General features: G+C 72.1%; 13 protein-coding genes and 1 pseudogene. 6 read left to right on the forward strand and 8 right to left on the reverse strand.

From position 1 onward, the window contains the following. Positions 1–493, reverse strand: a pseudogene (locus G3I40_RS31280) (AraC family transcriptional regulator); the annotation flags it as partial. Between the two features lie 135 nt (positions 494–628). Between G3I40_RS31280 and G3I40_RS31285 the strand changes: the two are divergent. Further along, positions 629–1,735 (forward strand): haloacid dehalogenase-like hydrolase, encoded by a 1,107-nt coding sequence (locus G3I40_RS31285; protein ID WP_343245074.1) that lies wholly within the window; start codon positions 629–631, stop codon positions 1,733–1,735. A 46-nt stretch (positions 1,736–1,781) separates the two neighbouring features. On the opposite strand, the gene G3I40_RS31290 is transcribed toward G3I40_RS31285, so the two are convergent. The 4 genes from G3I40_RS31290 to G3I40_RS31305 are packed head-to-tail and all read right to left on the reverse strand — an operon-like array spanning position 1,782 to position 5,427. Further along, entirely contained in the window at positions 1,782–2,426 is a 645-nt protein-coding gene (locus tag G3I40_RS31290) for a response regulator transcription factor (RefSeq protein WP_164305980.1), read from the reverse strand. Beyond that, a complete protein-coding gene (locus G3I40_RS31295; RefSeq protein WP_164305981.1) occupies positions 2,416–3,702 on the reverse strand; it encodes a sensor histidine kinase in 1,287 nt (428 codons plus the stop codon). Before G3I40_RS31295 ends, G3I40_RS31290 begins: the two co-directional genes overlap by 11 nt. A gap of 37 nt (positions 3,703–3,739) precedes the next feature. Further along, positions 3,740–4,510: an ABC transporter permease gene (locus tag G3I40_RS31300; RefSeq protein WP_164305982.1), complete on the reverse strand. Its 771-nt coding sequence runs from the start codon at positions 4,508–4,510 to the stop codon at positions 3,740–3,742. Further along, entirely contained in the window at positions 4,507–5,427 is a 921-nt protein-coding gene (locus tag G3I40_RS31305; protein WP_164305983.1) for an ABC transporter ATP-binding protein, read from the reverse strand. The genes G3I40_RS31300 and G3I40_RS31305 overlap by 4 nt, the downstream gene beginning before the upstream one ends. 156 nt (positions 5,428–5,583) lie before the next feature. Between G3I40_RS31305 and G3I40_RS31310 the strand changes: the two genes are divergently transcribed. The 4 genes from G3I40_RS31310 to G3I40_RS31325 all read left to right on the forward strand — a co-directional run bounded on the left by G3I40_RS31310 (position 5,584) and on the right by G3I40_RS31325 (position 13,965). Continuing rightward, positions 5,584–7,428: an ABC transporter ATP-binding protein gene (locus G3I40_RS31310; protein ID WP_164305984.1), complete on the forward strand. Its 1,845-nt coding sequence runs from the start codon at positions 5,584–5,586 to the stop codon at positions 7,426–7,428. Then, the gene (locus G3I40_RS31315; RefSeq protein ID WP_164305985.1) at positions 7,425–9,299 is read left to right on the forward strand and encodes an ABC transporter ATP-binding protein; all 1,875 of its coding nucleotides are present in this window, start codon (positions 7,425–7,427) and stop codon (positions 9,297–9,299) included. The genes G3I40_RS31310 and G3I40_RS31315 overlap by 4 nt, the downstream gene beginning before the upstream one ends. Before the next feature lie 743 nt (positions 9,300–10,042). Next, positions 10,043–12,121: a M4 family metallopeptidase gene (locus G3I40_RS31320; protein ID WP_164305986.1), complete on the forward strand. Its 2,079-nt coding sequence runs from the start codon at positions 10,043–10,045 to the stop codon at positions 12,119–12,121. Positions 12,122–12,399: 278 nt separating this feature from the next. Further along, positions 12,400–13,965 (forward strand): M4 family metallopeptidase, encoded by a 1,566-nt coding sequence (locus tag G3I40_RS31325; protein WP_164305987.1) that lies wholly within the window; start codon positions 12,400–12,402, stop codon positions 13,963–13,965. Between the two features lie 67 nt (positions 13,966–14,032). On the opposite strand, the gene G3I40_RS31330 is transcribed toward G3I40_RS31325, so the two are convergent. Next, on the reverse strand, positions 14,033–16,660 hold the full coding sequence (locus G3I40_RS31330; RefSeq protein ID WP_164305988.1) for a glycosyltransferase family 1 protein: 2,628 nt from the start codon (positions 16,658–16,660) through the stop codon (positions 14,033–14,035). Between the two features lie 190 nt (positions 16,661–16,850). Here G3I40_RS31330 and G3I40_RS31335 point away from each other — a divergent pair, with 190 nt between their 5' ends. After that, positions 16,851–17,285, forward strand: coding sequence for a pyridoxamine 5'-phosphate oxidase family protein (locus G3I40_RS31335; RefSeq protein WP_164305989.1), 435 nt, complete (start codon positions 16,851–16,853; stop codon positions 17,283–17,285). Positions 17,286–17,300: 15 nt separating this feature from the next. Here G3I40_RS31335 and G3I40_RS31340 read toward each other — a convergent pair whose 3' ends face one another. Together G3I40_RS31340 and G3I40_RS31345 are read right to left on the reverse strand one after the other, a co-directional pair. Next, positions 17,301–17,828, reverse strand: coding sequence for a hypothetical protein (locus G3I40_RS31340; RefSeq protein ID WP_164305990.1), 528 nt, complete (start codon positions 17,826–17,828; stop codon positions 17,301–17,303). Between the two features lie 108 nt (positions 17,829–17,936). After that, positions 17,937–18,497 carry a 1,4-alpha-glucan branching protein gene (locus G3I40_RS31345; RefSeq protein ID WP_164305991.1) on the reverse strand — a complete coding sequence of 187 codons (561 nt, stop codon included), beginning with the start codon at positions 18,495–18,497 and terminating at the stop codon, positions 17,937–17,939. Between the last annotated feature and the right edge of the window lie 114 nt (positions 18,498–18,611).

Consider the following 18,611-nt stretch of genomic DNA (forward strand, 5'->3'; position numbering starts at 1 on the left):
GGCGCACCCCGGCGAAGGCGTGGTCGACGTCGCGCAGCAGGTACCCGGCCAGACAGGCGAACCGTTCGCTCCAGCCGCTCAGCTCGGCGATCCGCTCCCGTACGTGCCCGGCGCGGGAGCCCAGCACGTCCGTGCCCCCGGTCACGAGTTCCCCGCCGAGTGCGGACGCCGGCACGCCGAGCAGGGCGCGGGCCGCGAGCGGGTGCACCGCGAGCTGGATGCCGGCCTCGTGGCCGGGCTGCGCGATGAACGCCGGGCTGCGGTGCAGGCCGCCCACCACGATGTCGTGGCGCAGGGCGTCGGGGCCGGTGGCCTGCTCGGGGGTGTCGCCGCTGACGACGGGTCCGTCGAGGGTGAAGATCAGCGTCAGGTACGGGGACGGCAGGCCGCGGTGGACCGTGGGCGGCACGCCCTGTGTGCGGTAGCCGACCGCCGAGACGATCGGGCCGGGCCGTGGCGTCGCGCGGACGAACTCGCGGGAGCCGGTGCTCATGAGGTCCAGTATGCGACCCGGCGCGGTGTCGTGCCGGGCGCCTGTCGGCTACCCGCGCCCGTCAGGTGCATGCCGGTCACGCACGGTGAGTTCGATCATGGCGTGCGGCGCCCGGCCGCCCTACGGTGACCCGTCGTGAACTTCACCAAGGCAGACTCCCTGCGCAAGAAGCCCCTCCTGCTCGCCACCGCGGGCGCCGCCCTCGCCGCCGCTCTCGCCACGACCGTGCTGTGGCCGGGGGCCGACGCGGCCGCGACCCCCTCCGGTGACGTCCGCGCGGTGGCCGCCCAGCTGAAGCACTGGCCGAGACCGCAGGCCCAGCAGTTGGCCCGGGTGATCGCGGCGCACGAGCACCAGGGCGCGTACGCGACCTTCGACGCGGACAACACGACGTACCGCAACGACCTGGAGGAGTCGCTGCTGCCCTTCCTGGAGACCAAGGGCGTGCTGACGCGGGACACCATGGACCCGTCGCTGAAGGTGATCCCCTTCAAGGACACGGCCACCCACAAGGAGACCCTGACCGAGTACTACAACCGGCTGTGCGAGGTCGACGACCAGGTCTGCTATCCGTGGGCCGCCCAGATCTTCTCCGGGTTCACGCTCAAGCAACTCAAGGGCTACGTCGACGAGTTGCTGGCGTACGACAAGCCGCTGCCGGGCGGCGCGAAGCCGCCGGAGTTCTCCGACGGCATGCGGGAGCTGTACCACGCGCTGCGCACGCACGGCATCGAGGTGTACGTGGTGAGCGCCGCGAGCGAGGACCTCGTCCGCATGGTGCTCGGCGACCCGAAGTACGGCTACGACGTGAAGCCGCAGAACGTGCTCGGTGTCGCCGCCCTGCTCAAGGACCGCGAGACGGGTGACGTCACGAGCTCGCGCAAGGAGATCGCGGCCGGGACGTTCGACCAGAAGGCCCTGGAGAACCGGGAGTTGACGCCGACGTTGTGGGCCCCGGCGACCTGGTACGAGGGCAAGCCCGCCGCCATCAGCACGTACGTCGACGCCTGGAAGAAGCCGATCCTCGCGGCCGGGGACACCCCCAAGAGCGACGGGCCGATGCTGTTCCGGTCGGTGGACGTCGCGCACGGGGGCGTCCGGGTCTGGGTCAACCGCAAGGACAGCTACATGAAGGAGCTGAACGGGATGAAGGCGGACGGGGTGAAGCGGCAGAAGGAGCTGCGGCAGAAGGTCACCGCCGACAAGCGGTGGGTGACCGTGACCCCCGAGCAGATCCGCTAGGGCCTTCGCCGCAGGGCCCTGGACCGTGCCGGCCGAGTGGACCGGGCTAGCCGAGGATCCCGCGGTCGTACGCCACCGCCACCGCGGCCGCGCGGTCCTTCACGCCCAACTTGCCGTACAGGTGGGTGAGATGGGTCTTCACCGTCGCCTCGCTGATGAACAGCTCGCGCGCGATCTCCTTGTTCGAGGTGCCCTTGGACACCAGGACCAGGACCTCGCGTTCGCGGGCCGAGAGGGTGTCCTCGGTGGCCGCGGCGGGGGAGCGTACCGCCGTGACCAGGCGGGAGGCGACCGCGGGCGACAGCACCGTGCGGCCCTGCGCCGCGGCGCGCACCGCCGCGAAGAGGTCCTCGCGCGGCGCGTCCTTGAGGAGGTAGCCGGTCGCGCCCGCCTCGATCGCGGGGAGGGTGTCGGAGTCCGTGTCGTACGTGGTGAGGACCAGGACGCGGGCGCGGGCGCCGCGCCGGGTCAGTTCCTTGATGGCGTCGACGCCGCCCCCGCCGGGCATGCGCAGGTCCATCAGGACGACGTCCGGGTCGAGTTCGGCGGTGCGGGTGACGGCCTCCACGCCGTCGGCCGCCTCGCCGAGCACGGTGAATCCGGTGGCGGACTCGAACATGCCGCGCAGGCCGTCGCGGACGACGGGGTGGTCGTCGACGATCAGGAGCGTGATCGTGGTGTCAGTCGTCATGGCGCACCAACGGTACGCGAGCGGAGATCGCCGTGCCGCCGCCCGGCTCGGACTCGATCGTGACGTCGCCCGCGAGGCGTTCGGCCCGTGCCCGCATGCCGTCGAGGCCGAAGCCCGCCGTGCCGGTGCGGGCGGGCAGGGCGAGCGGGTCGAAGCCGCGCCCGTCGTCGCGCACGTCGAGGGTGACCTCGCCCGCCATGAAGGAGAGGGTGACGCCGAGACGGCCGGCGTGCGCGTGCCGGGCCGCGTTCGACAGGGCCTCCTCGGCGATGCGCAGCAGCGTCGCCTCGATCTCGTCGTGCAGGGGCTCCGCGGTGCCGGTGAGCGTGAACTCGGCGCGTACGCCGGTGCGTCCGGCCCAGTCGGCGACGGTCTTCTTCAGCGCCTCGGGGAGCGTGGCGTCGGCCAGGGCCGCCGGGGAGAGGTTGTGCACCGAGCGGCGGGCCTCGCCGAGACTGTGCCGGGCCAGGTCGCTGGCGCGGTCCAGGTGGGTGCGGGCGGTCTCCAGGGTAGAGGCGTTGGCGACGACCTGGAGCTGGGCGATGATCCCGGTCAGGCCCTGCGCGATGGTGTCGTGGATCTCGGCGGCGAGCCGGCGGCGTTCGTCGGCAACGCCCGCTTCCCTTGCCTGGACGAGGAGTTGGCGGTGCAGCTGGGCGTTCTCGTCCAGGGCCTGCTGCAGCGCGGTGTTCGTGCGTTCCAGTTCGTCGATGGTCTCGATCTGGATGCGGGCCTGGTCCTTCTCCTTGCCGTTGATGTGCCCCATGAAGCCGACCAGGACGCAGTTGACGGCCAGCAGGCCGCCGAACAGGATCCAGCCGAGCGAGTTCTCCGGCGGGAAACCGCCCGCCTGCGAACCCGCCACGACGATGATCGCCGCGAAGAGTCCCGGCCTGATCTGGCGCCGCGGCAGCAGCCGCTCCACGTCGAAGTAGCCGCAGGCCGCGTAGAACACGTAGAACGGGTTGATCAGCGAGCCGACGAAGGCGAGCGCCCAGCGGATCCAGTAGTAGACGACGCCCGCGGTCGAGGGGCCGGGGCGGGTGCGCATCGCCCTGCCCCACCACAGCTGGAGGGCGATCGCGGCGATGGACACCGGCACGAAGACGTACCAGTCAATGCGGTCCATGCCGATGAGATCGGCCGTGGCGGCGGACAGGACGATGCCGACGCCGAGCATTCCGTAGGGCCCGTAGCGGTGGAAGTTCGCCCAGCGTTCCTCGACGATCCTGGCCGCCTCCGCGGCGGCGCTGCGCTCGTCCGTTCCTGTCGTCATGCATTCAGTCTGCACAGCCGCGCCCGCGTTCATCGCCTCACTCCCAGCGGAACCAGCGGGCGGCCGCACCGGACAGGGCTACCGTCCACACGACGAGCACGGCCAGGTGCGCCCACGGCCAGCCGCCGGCGGCGGCCTCGCTCATGGCCTGGGAGGCGGCACCGAACGGTGTGAGCTGGACGATGTTCGCGAGCGCGTCCGGCATCGACTGCACCGGCAGCCACACCCCGGCGCAGAACATGCTCGGGAAGAACACGGCGGAACCGATGGCGCTCGCGACCTTCTGGGAGCGGGCCCGGGCGGCGACCAGCGCGCCGAGCGACAGTGCGGCGACGACGGAGAGCACGAGCGCGAGCAGGTAGCCGAGGGCCTGCTCCGGCAGCCGTACGTCGAACGCGAGCCGCCCGATGGCCAGCGACAGCAGCGAGGAGAGCAGGGCGGCGGCGCCGTGGATGACCATCTGTGCGCCGAGCAGTGCGGGCGGGCGCACCGGCGTCGTCGACATCCGGCGCAGGATGCCGCGCTCCCGGTAGCCGGCGATGACCGGTGCCATCGCCTGCAGGCCCGCCACGATCAGCGGCAGCAACACGGTGACGGGGACGTACGCGTCGATGAGGCGCAGGCCGTCCGGGCCGGAGTCGGACTCCTTGAACGCCGGGATGGAGCCGAGGATCACCAGCAGGACGGGCGGGAAGACCATGATCCCGAAGAGGCTGCCCGGCTCGCGCAGGAACAGCCGGACCTCGGATCGCAGGACGGCGGCGCCCGCGCCGGGCAGGCGTACCGGTGTGGCGGCGGAGATGCTCATGACTGGCCGACTCCCGTCAGGTCGAGGAACGCGTCGTCCAACGTGGCGTCGGAGACACGGAGTTGGTGGGCGGTGACGTGGTGCCGGGCGAGCAGGGTGATCACGGCGTTGACGGTCTCGTCGCCGCCGGTCAGGGTCACCCGGCCGTCCCTGTGCTCGGTCGAGGAGAGTCCGGGCAGGCCCGCCAGCTCCCTCTCGTCGAGCGGCGCGGACGGGGTGAAGGAGATGACGGTGGCGCCCGCGGCCTGCCGGATGAGCCCGGCCGGGGTGTCCAGGGCGGCGACGCGCCCCTTGTCGATGACGGCGATGCGGTCGCACAGCCGCTGCGCCTCCTCCATGAAGTGCGTGACGAGCAGGACGGTGACGCCGCTGTCCCGCACGTCCTCGATGAGCTGCCAGGTGTCGCGGCGGGCACGCGGGTCCAGGCCGGTGGTCAGCTCGTCGAGGACGACGACCCGGGGGTTGCCGACGAGGGCGAGCGCGATGAACAGGCGCTGTTTCTGGCCGCCGCTGAGCTTGGCGAAGCGGGTGCCGAGCTTCTCCTCCAGGCGCAGCCGCTCGGCCAGCGGCCGCCAGTCGAGGGGGTCCGGGTAGAAGGACGTGTACAGCTCCAGGGCCTCCCGCACGGTGAGCTTGGCCTGGACCTCGCTCTCCTGGAGCTGGGCGCCGAGGATGCGGGTGACCTGTTCGTGGTCGCGTACGGGGTCGAGCCCGGCGACCCGGACACTGCCCTCGTCCGGCACCCGCAGCCCCTCGACGCACTCCACGGTCGTGGTCTTGCCGGCGCCGTTCGGCCCGAGGATCCCGAAGATCTCCCCCTCGCCGACACTGAAGGAGACTCCGTCGACGACCGGCCGCCCGGCGTACGTCTTGCGCAGCCCGGCGACCTCGATGAGCGGTGCACTGGTGGTGGTCATGGATCCAGCGTCGCCGAGCGGGGGCGGCCCCGGCATCGCCCATCGCGCTCGAAGGGGGATCAGCCGATCGGTTGATGGCGGGCTACGACTCGGGGCGACCGCGGGGCGACCGAAACCCGGTGGCATTGTCAGTGCCGATCCGTAGTCTCACTCGTGATGGCCACCACACATGCACCTGCCACGGACCCTGCCCGGAGCGAAGAGACGCCTCAACTCGCCGTGCCCGTGGGCCGGTCGGCCTCGCGGACGCTGCTGCGGCTGTGGCCGTACGTGCGTCCTGTGCGGGCGCGCTGGGCGGGGGCCGCCGTGGTGGCCGTCATGGCGTCGTGTCTGGGCCTCGTGTTCCCGCTGGTGCTCAAGTGGATCGTGGACGGGCCGGTCACCGACCGGGACCCGGGCGGCGTGTGGCTCGGCGCCGGGGTGCTGCTCGCGCTCGGCGTCGCGGAGGCGCTGCTGTTCGGGCTGCGGCGCTGGCTGGTCGCCCGGCCGCTGGCGAGCGTCGAGGCGGCGATGCGCGCCGACCTGTACCGGCACCTGCAGCGGCTGCCGGTCGCCTTCCACGACCGGTGGGCCTCGGGCCAGCTCCTGTCGCGCGGCACGACGGACCTCATGGTCGTGCGGATGTTCCTCGCCTTCCCCCTGACGTTCCTGATCGTGAACGGGGTGACGATCTGCGCCGGCCTCGCCCTGCTCGTCGTGCAGGACTGGGGGCTCGGGCTCGTGCTGCTCGCGCCGGCGGTGCCGCTGATCGCGGTCTGCTACCGGTTCGAGCACGGGTACGCGCAGGCGTCCCGCCGCGCCCAGGACCAGGTCGGCGATCTGACGACGGTCGTCGAGGAGTCCGTGCTCGGCATCCGGATCATCAAGGGCTTCGGCCGCCACCGCAGCCAGGCCCGCGCCTTCCGTGACCTGTCGAGCGAGCTGCGCGGCACGGAGCTGGTCAAGGCGCGGCTGCTCGCGGGCATCCTCGCGGTGATCACGCTGCTGCCGGAGGCGGCGCTCGGCGCGGCCCTGGTCATCGGGACGACGCAGGTCGCGGACGGCGCCCTGTCCGCGGGCACCCTCGTCGCCTTCCTCTCCACGGCGCTGGCGCTGCGCTGGCCCATCGAGTCCATCGGCTTCCTGCTGGCGATGAGCCAGGAGGCGGCGACGGCGACACGGCGCTACTTCGAGGTCCTGGACGCCGCCGAGGAGGACCCCCGGGTGCGCCCGGCGGACGCGGCGGTCCCGGAGCAGGGCCGTCGGCTCCCGGCCGACGGGCTGCGGTTCGACGGCGTCGTGTTCCGCTACCCGGACGCCGCCGAGGACTGCGCGCCCACGCTCGCCGGGATCGACCTGCACATCCGCTCCGGCGAGACGATGGCCCTGGTCGGCGCGACCGGCAGCGGCAAGACGACGCTGACCGCGCTCGTGCCCCGGCTGTACGAGGTCACGGCGGGGCGCATCCTGCTGGACGGGCAGGACATCGCGGCCCTGCCGCGCGAGGAGTTGCGCACGCTGGTCTCGATGGCGTTCGAGGAGCCGACCCTGTTCTCCGCGTCCGTCGCCGAGAACGTGCTGATGGGGGCGGTCGACGGCACGCCCGAGCAGGTGGAGCGGGCGCTCGGGGTGGCGCAGGCCGACTTCGTGCGCCGGCTCCCGGACGGCGTCGACACGGAGGTCGGCGAGCAGGGCCTGAGCCTGTCGGGCGGGCAGCGCCAGCGGCTGGCCCTGGCGCGCTCGGTCGTGGGCGGGCCGCGCTTCCTGGTCCTGGACGATCCGCTCTCCGCGCTCGACGTGCACACGGAGGCCGCGGTGGAGGCCGCGCTGCGCCGCGTCCTCGCGGACAGCACCGCCCTCGTCGTCGCGCACCGCCCGTCCACGGTGCTGCTCGCGGACCGGGTCGCCCTGCTGTCGGGCGGGCGCATCACGGCGGTGGGGACGCACCAGGAGTTGCTGCGCACCGACGCCGAGTACCGGTATCTGATGTCGGGCGAGAGCGACGAGGGGGAGCAGGCATGACGACCACCGCGAACACGGCGGCGGACACCGGTGCGGCCACGGAACCGGCGGACGAGGAGGTCAGGATCCCCTCCCCCGGCGACCCGTTCGACCAGGACGACCTGCCGACGCGCAAGGGCGCGACGGGCGCGCTGCTGCGTTCCCTGCTCGCGCCGCACCGGCGCGGCGTCTGGCTGACCGTCCTCGCGCTGCTGCTGCAGCAGGCGGCCGTCCAGTCGGGACCGCTGATCGTCGCGTACGCCATCGACCGCGCGGTGCCCGCGTTCCGCACGCACGACTACGGCCCGCTGATCGCGGTCGGCGCCGGGTTCCTGCTGACGGCCTGCTGCTCGGCCGCGTTCCAGTACGCGTACGTCCAGTTCTCCGCCCGCGTCAGCCAGAACGTGCTGCTGGACCTGCGCAGCCGCATCTTCCGGCACGCGCAGGCGCTCAGTGTCGACTTCCACGACCGGTACACCTCGGGCCGCGTCATCTCCCGGGCCACGACGGACGTCGAGTCGCTGCGCGAGCTGCTCTCCGAGGGCCTGCAGGAACTGATCAACGTGGTGCTCGCCTCGCTCTACATCACGGCCATGCTGCTCTGGCTCGACCTGGGCATCGGCGCGGTCGCCGCGCTCTCCTTCGTCCCGCTGTCCGTCCTGATCCGGCGCTACCGGCGGCGGGCCGCGCAGGCGTACGGGGAGCGGTCCTCGGCCATCGCGGCGGTCATCGTGAAGTTCGTCGAGACGATGAACGGCATCCGGCCGGTGCGTGCGTTCCGCCGGGAGCGGGCCAACGACGCGCACTTCGCCGCCCTGAACCACCGGCACGAACGGGCCAACGGGACGGCCATGCTGGAGATGGCCCGCTACGTCGTCGTGTCCCGCCTGATCGCCAACGTGGCGGTGGCGGGCATGGTGCTGTGGGGCGCGTACCGGGTGGCGGGCGGCACGCTGGAGCTGGGCGTGCTGGCGGCCGCGGTCCTGTTCATCCGCCGCCTGTACGACCCCATCGACCGCCTGGCGATGTTCCTCAACGCCTACGAGTCCGCGGCCGCGTCCCTCAAGAAGATCTCGGGCCTGCTGGAGCAGGTGCCGTCGGTGCCGGAGCCGGCCGCGCCCCGCCCGCTGCCCGCCCCCGTCGACGAACGCCCAGGCCGGGAGGTCGAGTTCGCGGAGGTCTCCTTCGGCTACCGCACGGGCGGCGAGGTGCTGCCGCAGTTCGCTCTGCGGCTGCCGGCCGGGCAGACGGTGGCGGTGGTCGGCTCAACGGGCGCGGGCAAGTCGACGCTGGCCAAGCTGCTCGCCCGCTTCTACGACCCCTCGCACGGGCAGGTCCTGCTCGACGGCGTCGACCTGCGCGAGCTGTCCCACGCGGACCTGCGGCGCGGGGTGGTGATGGTGACCCAGGAGGCGTTCCTGTTCTCCGGGACGGTCGCCGAGAACATCGCGATCGGCCGGCCCGAGGCGAGCCGGGAGGAGATCGAGCGGGCGGCGAAGGCGATCGGCGCCCACGACTTCATCCGCGCGCTGCCCGACGGGTACGACACGGACGTGCGCAAGCGCGGCGGCCGGATCTCGGCGGGGCAGCGCCAGTTGGTGGCCTTCGCGCGCGCCCTGCTGGCCGACCCGGCGGTGCTGATCCTCGACGAGGCGACCAGTTCCCTGGACGTGCCCGGGGAGCGGGCGGTGCAGCGGGCGATGCTCACGGTGCTGCGCGGCCGCACCGCGGTGGTGATCGCGCACCGCCTGTCGACGGTGGAGATCGCGGACCGGGTCCTGGTGATGGAGCACGGCCGGATCGTCGAGGACGGCTCCCCGGCCGAACTCATCGCGGGGACGGGCTCGTTCGCCGAGCTGCACCGGGCGTGGCGGGAGAGCTTGGTGGGGTGACACCCGCCACTTCCCGCGACGCCCGCCCCTTCCCGTGACATCCGCCCCTTCCCGCGACGCCCGCCCCTTCCCGTGACATCCGCCCCTTCCCGCGACGCCCGCCCCTTCCCGTGACGTCCGGGGCGCCGGACGACGTCCACGGCCGCCATGGACGGACGACGTCCTGGCCGCCATGGACGCCCCGTACGGGGACGGGAACGGGGTCGCCGAACTGCGCGCGCAGGGCGCGGCGTTGGAGGCAGCTGCGTCGGTCGCGTGCGGCGGGGTCCGGGGTCCGGGAGCGCCGGGCGGTGAAAAGCAGCCACGTGCTCCGTGGGGCCCCGGCGCCGACGCGCCGACCCGACGCGTCTGCCCCGCCCCGGCCGCACCACCGGACCCATCCGTTCCGGACGCCGGGCAGCTCCGTCCCGGGCCGCGTCCCCCGAGGTGGGCGGGGACTTCCCGGGCCGGTTCGCACACCCGTGCAGGTCACCAGGGGGCGGCTCCGCATAACGAACACGGCCCTCCGCGCACCGGACCGAATCCGGCCAACCTATTGATGCGCCCCTGACAGACAGCGTTCTCTGCTGCCACTCTTCCCCACGGCCGCCGCACAGCCGCCCCACAGCACCCGGGCGACGCGGCCACAGCACCTGCTTCATGCGTCACCGCACCGCCTGCTCTGCGTTCTGCCCGGACGGCCACCCGCCGTGCGGTCCCCACTGGTCGCGCAACCACCGCGGCCATGCAGAAGGAGTCACGCGTTGAGAAGCACCTCCACCTCTCACAGACGCCGCGCCACCGCCGCCGCGGCCGTCGGAGCCGTCACCGCCCTGCTCGCCGTCGCGTTCCAGTCGGGTCCGGCCACCGCGGCCGACGCCCGGGACGCGAACCCGGCGGCACAGGCCACCGCGAACGCCACCCGCGGTGCCGACCCGGGCGCCCTGCCGGTGAAGCTCTCCCCCGCCAAGCGCGCCGCGCTGCTGCGCGCGGCGAACACCACGAAGGCGAAGGCCGACACCGCGAAGGACCTGGGCCTCGGCACCCAGGAGAAACTCGTCGTACGGGACGTGCTGCAGGACCAGGACGGCACGACGCACACCCGCTACGAGCGGACGTACGCCGGGCTGCCGGTCCTCGGTGGTGACCTGATCGTCGACACGGCCAAGTCCGGCGCCGAACAAGGCGTGACGAAGGCGTCGAAGGCCCAGCTCAAGGGCGTCGACACGACCGCCGACGTCAAGCCGGCCACCGCCGAGGCCCAGGCGCTGAAGCTGGCGAAGGCCGACGGTTCGCAGAAGACCGCGGCCGACCGCGCGCCGCGCAAGGTCGTGTGGCTGGGCCAGGGCGCGGCCAAGGGCCGGCCCACGCTCGCGTACGAGACGGTGGTCGGCGGCCTCCAGGACGACGGCACGCCGAACGAGCTGCACGTCATCACCGACGCCGCCTCCGGCAAGAAGCTGCACGAGTGGCAGGCCATCGAGAACGGCACCGGCAACACGCAGTACAGCGGCAGCGTCCCGCTGAACACCTCGCAGTCGGGATCGACGTACACGCTCAACGACACGACGCGCGGCGGGCACAAGACGTACAACCTGAACCACGGCACGTCCGGGACGGGCACGCTCTACTCCGGCCCCGACGACTCGTGGGGCAACGGCAACCCCACCAACACCGAGACGGCCGCCGCCGACGCGCACTACGGTGCCGCGCTGACGTGGGACTACTATAAGAACGTGCACGGCCGCACGGGCATCCGCGGGGACGGTGTCGGTGCGTACAGCCGGGTGCACTACGGCAACAACTACGTCAACGCGTTCTGGGACGACAGCTGCTTCTGCATGACGTACGGGGACGGCACCAGCAACACGCACCCGCTCACGTCGATCGACGTGGCCGCGCACGAGATGACGCACGGCGTCACCTCGAACACCGCGGGCCTCAACTACAGCGGTGAGTCGGGCGGCCTGAACGAGGCCACCTCCGACATCTTCGCCGCGGCCGTCGAGTTCTACGCCAACAACCCGTCCGACCCGGGTGACTACCTCGTCGGCGAGAAGATCAACATCAACGGCGACGGCACCCCGCTGCGCTACATGGACAAGCCGAGCAAGGACGGCGCGTCCAAGGACGCCTGGTACTCCGGCCTCGGCGGCGTCGACGTGCACTACTCGTCGGGCCCGGCGAACCACTTCTTCTACCTGCTCAGCGAGGGCAGCGGGGCGAAGGTCGTCAACGGCACGAGCTACGACTCGCCGACCTCCGACGGTCTGCCCGTCACCGGCATCGGCCGGGACAAGGCGGCGCTGATCTGGTTCAAGGCGCTCACCACGAAGTTCACGTCGACGACGAACTACGCCGGTGCGCGCACCGGTGCGCTCGCGGCGGCCGGTGAGCTGTACGGGACCACGTCCACCGAGTACAAGGCCGTGCAGGACGCGTTCGCCGCGATCAACGTCGGCGCCCGCTCCGGCGGCGGCGACCCGGGCACCGGCAAGACGTTCACGAACGACGCCAACGTGAACATCCCCGACTCGCCCGGCGCGGCGGTCACCTCCTCCGTCACGGTCTCCGGCATCGCCGGCAAGGCGCCGTCCACGCTGAAGGTCGGCGTCGACATCGTGCACACCTGGAGCGGTGACCTGCAGGTCGACCTGGTCGGCCCGAGCGGGAAGTCGTACCGGCTGCACTCCTCCGTGTACGACCCGACGCCCAACATCCAGACCACGTACACGGTCAACGCCTCGACCGAGAACGCGAACGGTGTCTGGAAGCTGAAGGTCCAGGACCTCGGTCCGCAGGACGTGGGCTACATCAACAGCTTCAAGCTGACGTTCCCGTAGGCACGCCTCCCCACGGCTGGGCGCGTCGCTCCGGTGGTTCAACTCCCCGGGGCGGCGCGCCCGTTCAGGCGTTCCACGAAACATTCCGTTCGCAATCCGTGCGTCAGTTTTCACTCAACGGACGAATTCCGGCCAACCTGCGGTCACGTACATGACACGTACGGTCCTCAACTGTCAAAGTTTTCCCGCAGTGTTCGCACCGCAAGCACCACCAAGCACCATGCGTACCACCCGCACGGCAAAGCTCTCCCCCCACCACCCCACAAGGAGCTTTCTTCGTGAGTGCTCACATATCCCGTCGCACCTCCCTGTCCATCGCCACGGCCGTCGCCGCCGGCGCGCTGATCGCCGGGACCTTCACCGCCACCGGCGCCTCCGCCCAGCCCTCCGCCCCCGGAGCCACCCCACTGGCCCTGAGCGCCTCGGCCCGCGCGGACCTCATCAAGGACGCGAGCGCCGACACCGCGCAGACGGCCAAGGAGTTGAAGCTCGACTCCAAGGAGAAGCTCGTCGTCCGCGACGTGGTCAAGGACCACGACGGTGCGACCCACACCCGCTACGAGCGCACCTACGACGGCCTCCCGGTCCTCGGCGGCGACCTGGTCGTGCACGAGAGCAAGACCGGCAAGCGCGAGGGCGTCACCAAGGCCACGTCGAAGTCGATCGACGTCGCGACCACCGGTGCCTCCCTCAAGGCGGCCCCCTCCGGCGCCCGCAAGGTCGTCTGGGCGGCGACCGGCACGCCGAGACTCGCGTACGAGAAGGTCGTGAAGTCCACCAAGAAGGACGGCACGCCCAGCCGGCTGCACGTGATCACCGACGCCGCGAGCGGCAAGAAGATCACCCAGTTCGACGAGATCAAGACCGGCACCGGCGAGTCCGAGTACAGCGGCACCGTGGAGCTCGGGACGACCAAGTCCGGCTCCACCTACAACCTCACGGACGGCGGCCGCGGCGGCCACTCCACGTACAACCTCAAGAACGGCTCGTCCGGCAAGGGCACGCTGTTCACCGACGCCGACGACAAGTGGGGCGACGGCACGGTCAACGACCCGGCCACGGCCGGCGTCGACGCCGCCTACGGCGCCGCGGAGACCTGGGACTACTACAAGGAAGTCTTCGGCCGCAGCGGCATCAACGGCGACGGCAAGGGCGCCTACTCCCGCGTCCACTACGGCAACGCGTACGTCAACGCGTTCTGGGACGACAGCTGCTTCTGCATGACGTACGGCGACGGCGAGGGCAACAAGAACCCGCTGACCGCCCTCGACGTGGCCGCGCACGAGATGAGCCACGGCGTCACCGCGGCGACCGCGGGCCTCATCTACAGCGGTGAGTCCGGCGGCCTGAACGAGGCCACGTCCGACATCTTCGGCACCTCGGTCGAGTTCTACGCCAACAACAGCAAGGACGTCGGCGACTACCTCATCGGCGAAGAGATCGACATCAACGGCGACGGCTCCCCGCTGCGCTACATGGACAAGCCGAGCAAGGACGGCGCCTCGCTCGACGCCTGGAAGAGCGGCGCGGGCAACGTCGACGTGCACTACTCGTCCGGCATCGCGAACCACTTCTTCTACCTGCTCAGCGAGGGCAGCGGCAAGAAGACGATCAACGGCGTCGCCTACGACTCCCCCACCTCCGACGGCTCGACCGTCACGGGGATCGGCCGTGACAAGGCCGAGCAGATCTGGTTCAAGGCGCTCACGACGTACTTCACGTCGAGCACCAACTACGCGGCGGCGCGCACCGGCACGCTCAGCGCGGCGAAGGACCTGTACGGCGCCGACTCGGCGGAGTACAAGGCCGTGGCCGCGGCGTGGGCGGGCGTGAACGTCAAGTAGCAGCCAGGATCGGCCAGTCGGACGGCGCCCGGACCCCTGACGGTCCGGGCGCCTTCGCGTCCCGGGCTCAGCGCATCAGCACGCCGGCGCCCTCCCCCACCGCCTCCGACGGCACGGTCACGAGTCCCGCCTCGGCCGCCGAGGTGAGCAGCCGGTGCGTGGGCAGAATGCGGACCGTGTAGCCGTAGGGGCCCGTGCGGTCCAGGGCGAGGGGCCCCTCGTAGGACCAGCGGCCCGTCTCGTCCGGGCCCGCGACCGGTTTCAGCGGGACCGTGACGGCCTCCGCGATGCTGTCCTCGGCATCGACGCGGCCCGCGACCGCCTGGACGTCCACGTCGTCGGGGGCCAGGTCACCGAGGGCCACCCGCACGTGCAGCGCGAGCGTCGCCCCCAGCTCGGCCGTGGCCGCCGACGCCTCGACGTGGTCGACCGCGACGCGGGGCCAGGCCGCCCGCACCCGGGCCTTCCACGCCGCCAACTCCCGTGCCGCGTCCGGGTTCAGGGCCCGGTCGGCGCGGGCCGCCGGGGCGTACAGCTTCTCGACGTACTCGCGGACCATGCGGCCCGCCAGGACCTTCGGGCCGAGGTGCGTGAGCGTCTGGCGGACCATCTCGATCCAGCGGTCGGGCAGTCCGTCCCTGCCCTGCTCGTAGAAGCGGGGGGCCACCCGGCGCTCCAGCAGGTCGTAGAGCGCGGCGGCCTCCAGGTCGTCGCGCCGGTGCTCGTCGGTCGCCGTGCCGTCGGCGGTGGGGATCGCCCAGCCGAAGTCCGGCGCGAACCACTCGTCCCACCAGCCGTCCAGGACCGAGAGGTTGAGGCAGCCGTTCAGGGCGGCCTTCATGCCGGAGGTACCGCAGGCCTCCAGCGGCCTGAGCGGGTTGTTGAGCCAGATGTCGCAGCCGGGGTAGAGCTTCTGCGCCATCGCCATCCCGTAGTCGGGCAGGAACACGATGCGGTGGCGCACCCGCGGGTCGTCGGTGAAGCGGACCAGTTCCTGGACGAGGCGCTTGCCGCCGTCGTCGGCGGGGTGCGCCTTGCCCGCGACGACGATCTGCACGGGCCGCTCCTCGTCGAGGAGCAGCCGCATCAGCCGGTCCGGGTCGCGCAGCATCAGCGTGAGCCTCTTGTACGAGGGGACCCGCCGCGCGAACCCGATGGTCAGCACGTCCGGGTCCAACACGCCGTCTATCCAGCCGAGTTCGGCCGCTCCGGCGCCGCGCTGGCGCCAGGAGGCGGCGAGCCGTGCGCGTACCTCCTCGACGAGCCGGCCGCGCAGCGTGCGGCGCAGGTCCCAGATGTCCCGGTCCGGGATCTCGCCGACCGCGTCCCAGCGGTCCGAGCCGCCGACCGACAGGGCGTCCTCGGTGCGCCGCTCCCCCATCTGCCGGGCGCCGAGCCGGAAGACCTCCGGGGCGACCCACGTCGGCGCGTGCACCCCGTTGGTCACCGAGGTGATCGGCACCTCCTCCGGGTCGAAGCCCGGCCACAGTCCGGAGAACATCTTCCGGCTCACGGCGCCGTGCAGCGTGGAGACGCCGTTGGCGCGCTGGGCGAGGCGCAGCCCCATCACCGCCATGTTGAAGACGTTGGGGTCGCCGCCCGGGTACGTCTCCATGCCCAGCCCAAGGATCTGCTGCACGTCGATGCCGGGCAGTTCGGCGTCGTGGCCGAAGTGTCGGGCGAGGAGTTCGCGGTCGAAGCGGTCGATGCCGGCGGGGACCGGCGTGTGCGTGGTGAAGACGGTGCCGGCCCGGACGGCCTCCAGCGCGGAGTCGAAGTCCAGTCCCTGCGTGGCCAGTTCGGCGATGCGCTCCACTCCGAGGAACCCGGCGTGCCCCTCGTTCGTGTGGAACACCTCGGGGGCCGGGTGCCCGGTGATCCGGCAGTACGCGCGCACGGCCCGCACCCCGCCGATGCCGAGCAGCATCTCCTGGAGCAGCCGGTGCTCGCTCCCGCCCCCGTACAGCCGGTCGGTCACCTCGCGTTCGTGCGCGCCGTTCTCCTCGACGTCGGAGTCCAGCATCAGCAGCGGGACGCGGCCGACCTGTGCCAGCCAGACCCGGGCGAGCAGCCGCTGTCCGCCGGGCAGCGCGATCCCGACGTGCGCCGGGGTCCCGTCGCTCTCCCGCAGCAGGCCCAGCGGCAGCTCGTTCGGGTCGATGACCGGGTACGTCTCCTGCTGCCAGCCGTCCCGGGACAGCGACTGCCGGAAGTAGCCGTGCCGGTACAGCAGCCCCACGCCGATGAGCGGGACGCCGAGGTCGCTGGCCGCTTTCAGGTGGTCCCCGGCGAGGATGCCGAGGCCGCCCGAGTACTGCGGCAGCGCGGCCGTGACGCCGAACTCGGGTGAGAAGTAGGCGACGGCGGACGGGAGTTCGCCCGGTGCGGACTGCTGGGCCCGTGTCTGGTACCAGCGGTCGTCGTGCAGATAGCCGCGCAGGTCGTCGGCGACCTCGCTGAGGCGGGCCAGGAAGGCTTCGTCGGCGGCGAGTTCGGCGAGCCGGGCGGGTGGCACGCTCCCGAGCAGTCGCATCGGGTCGCCGTCGCAGGCGGTCCAGCGCTCCGGGTCGACGGCGGCGAACAGGTCACGGGTGCCGGCGTGCCACGACCAGCGCAGGTTGCGCGCCAGTTCCTGGAGCGGGGCGAGCGGTTCGGGCAGGACCGGGCGGACGGTGAAACGACGGATGGCCTTCACGATCCGGTTCCCCTTTCGGGCGTGCGGCGGGTCTTTCGGGCGTGCGGCGGGTCGCGGTCACCCACGAAGGTAGTGGGCGGCGCCGCGGCGGGCCACGGCGCGTGACCGGAGCGCGGGGGCAGGGGCCGGCCCTCGGACCTAGGTCGCAGGACGGTGGGCAGGGCGGCCGCGACGGCGCAGGATCGGTGTCATGAACAGCCGATCCTTCGACGTGGACGCCTTCCTCCTGCAGCCGCTCACCGCGCGGCTCGCGACGAACGGGCCGACGGTCCGGCCCGTCTGGTACCTGTGGGAGGACCGGGCTTTCTGGGTGCTCACGGGCCCTTGGACCCGGCTCTTCGGACGGGTGCGGGACGACCCCCGTGTGGCCCTCGTCGTCGACGCGTGCGATCCGCCGACCGGCCTGGTCCGGCAGGTGATCGCGCGCGGCCGCGCCGAGTTCGTCCCGTTCGACGTGCCGCGCGGCCGGCGCAAGCTCAGCCGGTACCTGGGGGCGGACGAGTCCCGGTGGGACCGGCGCTTCGTGGACTACTTGCACGACGACCCCGCCGAGCGGAGCACGACGTGGCTGCGGCTGGCACCGGACAGGCTCGTGGCGAAGGACCTCAGCTATGAGCCCGGGTGACGGCCGTGCGGGCGCTCACGCCACGGCCGCGCCCGTCCCCCGCGCCCCGCCGATGTAGTCGCTGAGCCCCGCGTCGTCGTACACCGCGATGTCCACGAAGGCGCCCTCGGGAAGGCCGAAGTCCTTGACGAGGTGGTCCACGGCGGCGCCGGTGCCGGGCGCGGAGTACGTGCCGAGGGGGTGCGTGGAGCCGTGCGCCGTGTACGAGACCCGGACGTGGAAGGTGTCACCGTCGTTCTTGGTGTCGTACACCCACAGCTTCTCGTCGGCCGGGTGGAACTCGACCTTGCCGACGAGCGAACTCCCTTGACTCAGGCTCAACTTGACGGCGTAGCCGCCCGGGTCCTTCGCGAAGGTGGTGCCGTCGAAGGGGTCGTCGAGCGCCCCGCCGCCGCACGGGCAGGAGCCCGTGTCGCGGTAGGCGGCGGCCACCTTCGGGTTCGGGCTGTACGCCTGCGCCGGTGCGGCGGCAGTGGCGAGGAGGGCGCCCAGCGCGAGCGTCGCTCCCGTGAACAGACCGGCGAGACGTCGTGTCGCACGCATACGTGCTGCTCCTGCGGTGTGGGGGTGTGGGCCACCCGGTGGTCACCGGGAGCACGCCACGATGCCAGACGCCCCCGGTACGCACCGCTGCGCAACGCCCGGCCCGCCTCAGTGCGCGCGAACCGTCACGAACACTCCACGCACCCGGCTCCCTTCCCCCGTGTCCCACTCGGCGCTGATCCCGCTCGCGGCGGTGCTGCCCGGCTCCAGTACGCGCACGAACTCCGGCCGCCCGTCGCCCCCTTCGAGGCGGGCGTGCACGGTCGGGTCGAGGGCGCCGTCGATGCTCTGCGCGTGCGCCGGCACCTCTCCCTTCAGCAGCGCCGTCACCTGGCCGACCAGGACCGGGTCCCGGGTGCCGTCGTACACCCAGCGGTCACCGAGCACACCGTGCACGAGCGTGCCGATCAGCGCGTCCCCGGGTGCGTCGGCGAGCGGTGCGCCGCGATAGGTCAGCGGCACGTGGTAGGTCACCGGCTCCGGGCCCGACGCGTCCGTCACCGCCATGAACTCGATGCCGACCTCCCCGGCCGGGTCGTCGAGCCGGAAGCCGCCGGCCTTGGTCAGCTCCGGGACACCCGCGCCCCGGTACCAGGGTTGCTCGGGGAGCCACTCGGTGAGGAGTTCGAGCTTGGTGGGCCTGAGCGTGGTGTGGTGAATGATCGCCATGGGGCCATCCTGACGCGCGCGCCGGGGCCGGTGCCAGGCAATTGGCGCGCGCCGGGACTCGGCTGATTACCGCCGCAACCTTCCGCTCTCTTTGCCGCCCCGCCACGGGCGATA

Origin of the sequence: Streptomyces sp. SID14478 (assembly GCF_010548525.1) — a bacterium.
Lineage (GTDB): Bacteria > Actinomycetota > Actinomycetes > Streptomycetales > Streptomycetaceae > Streptomyces.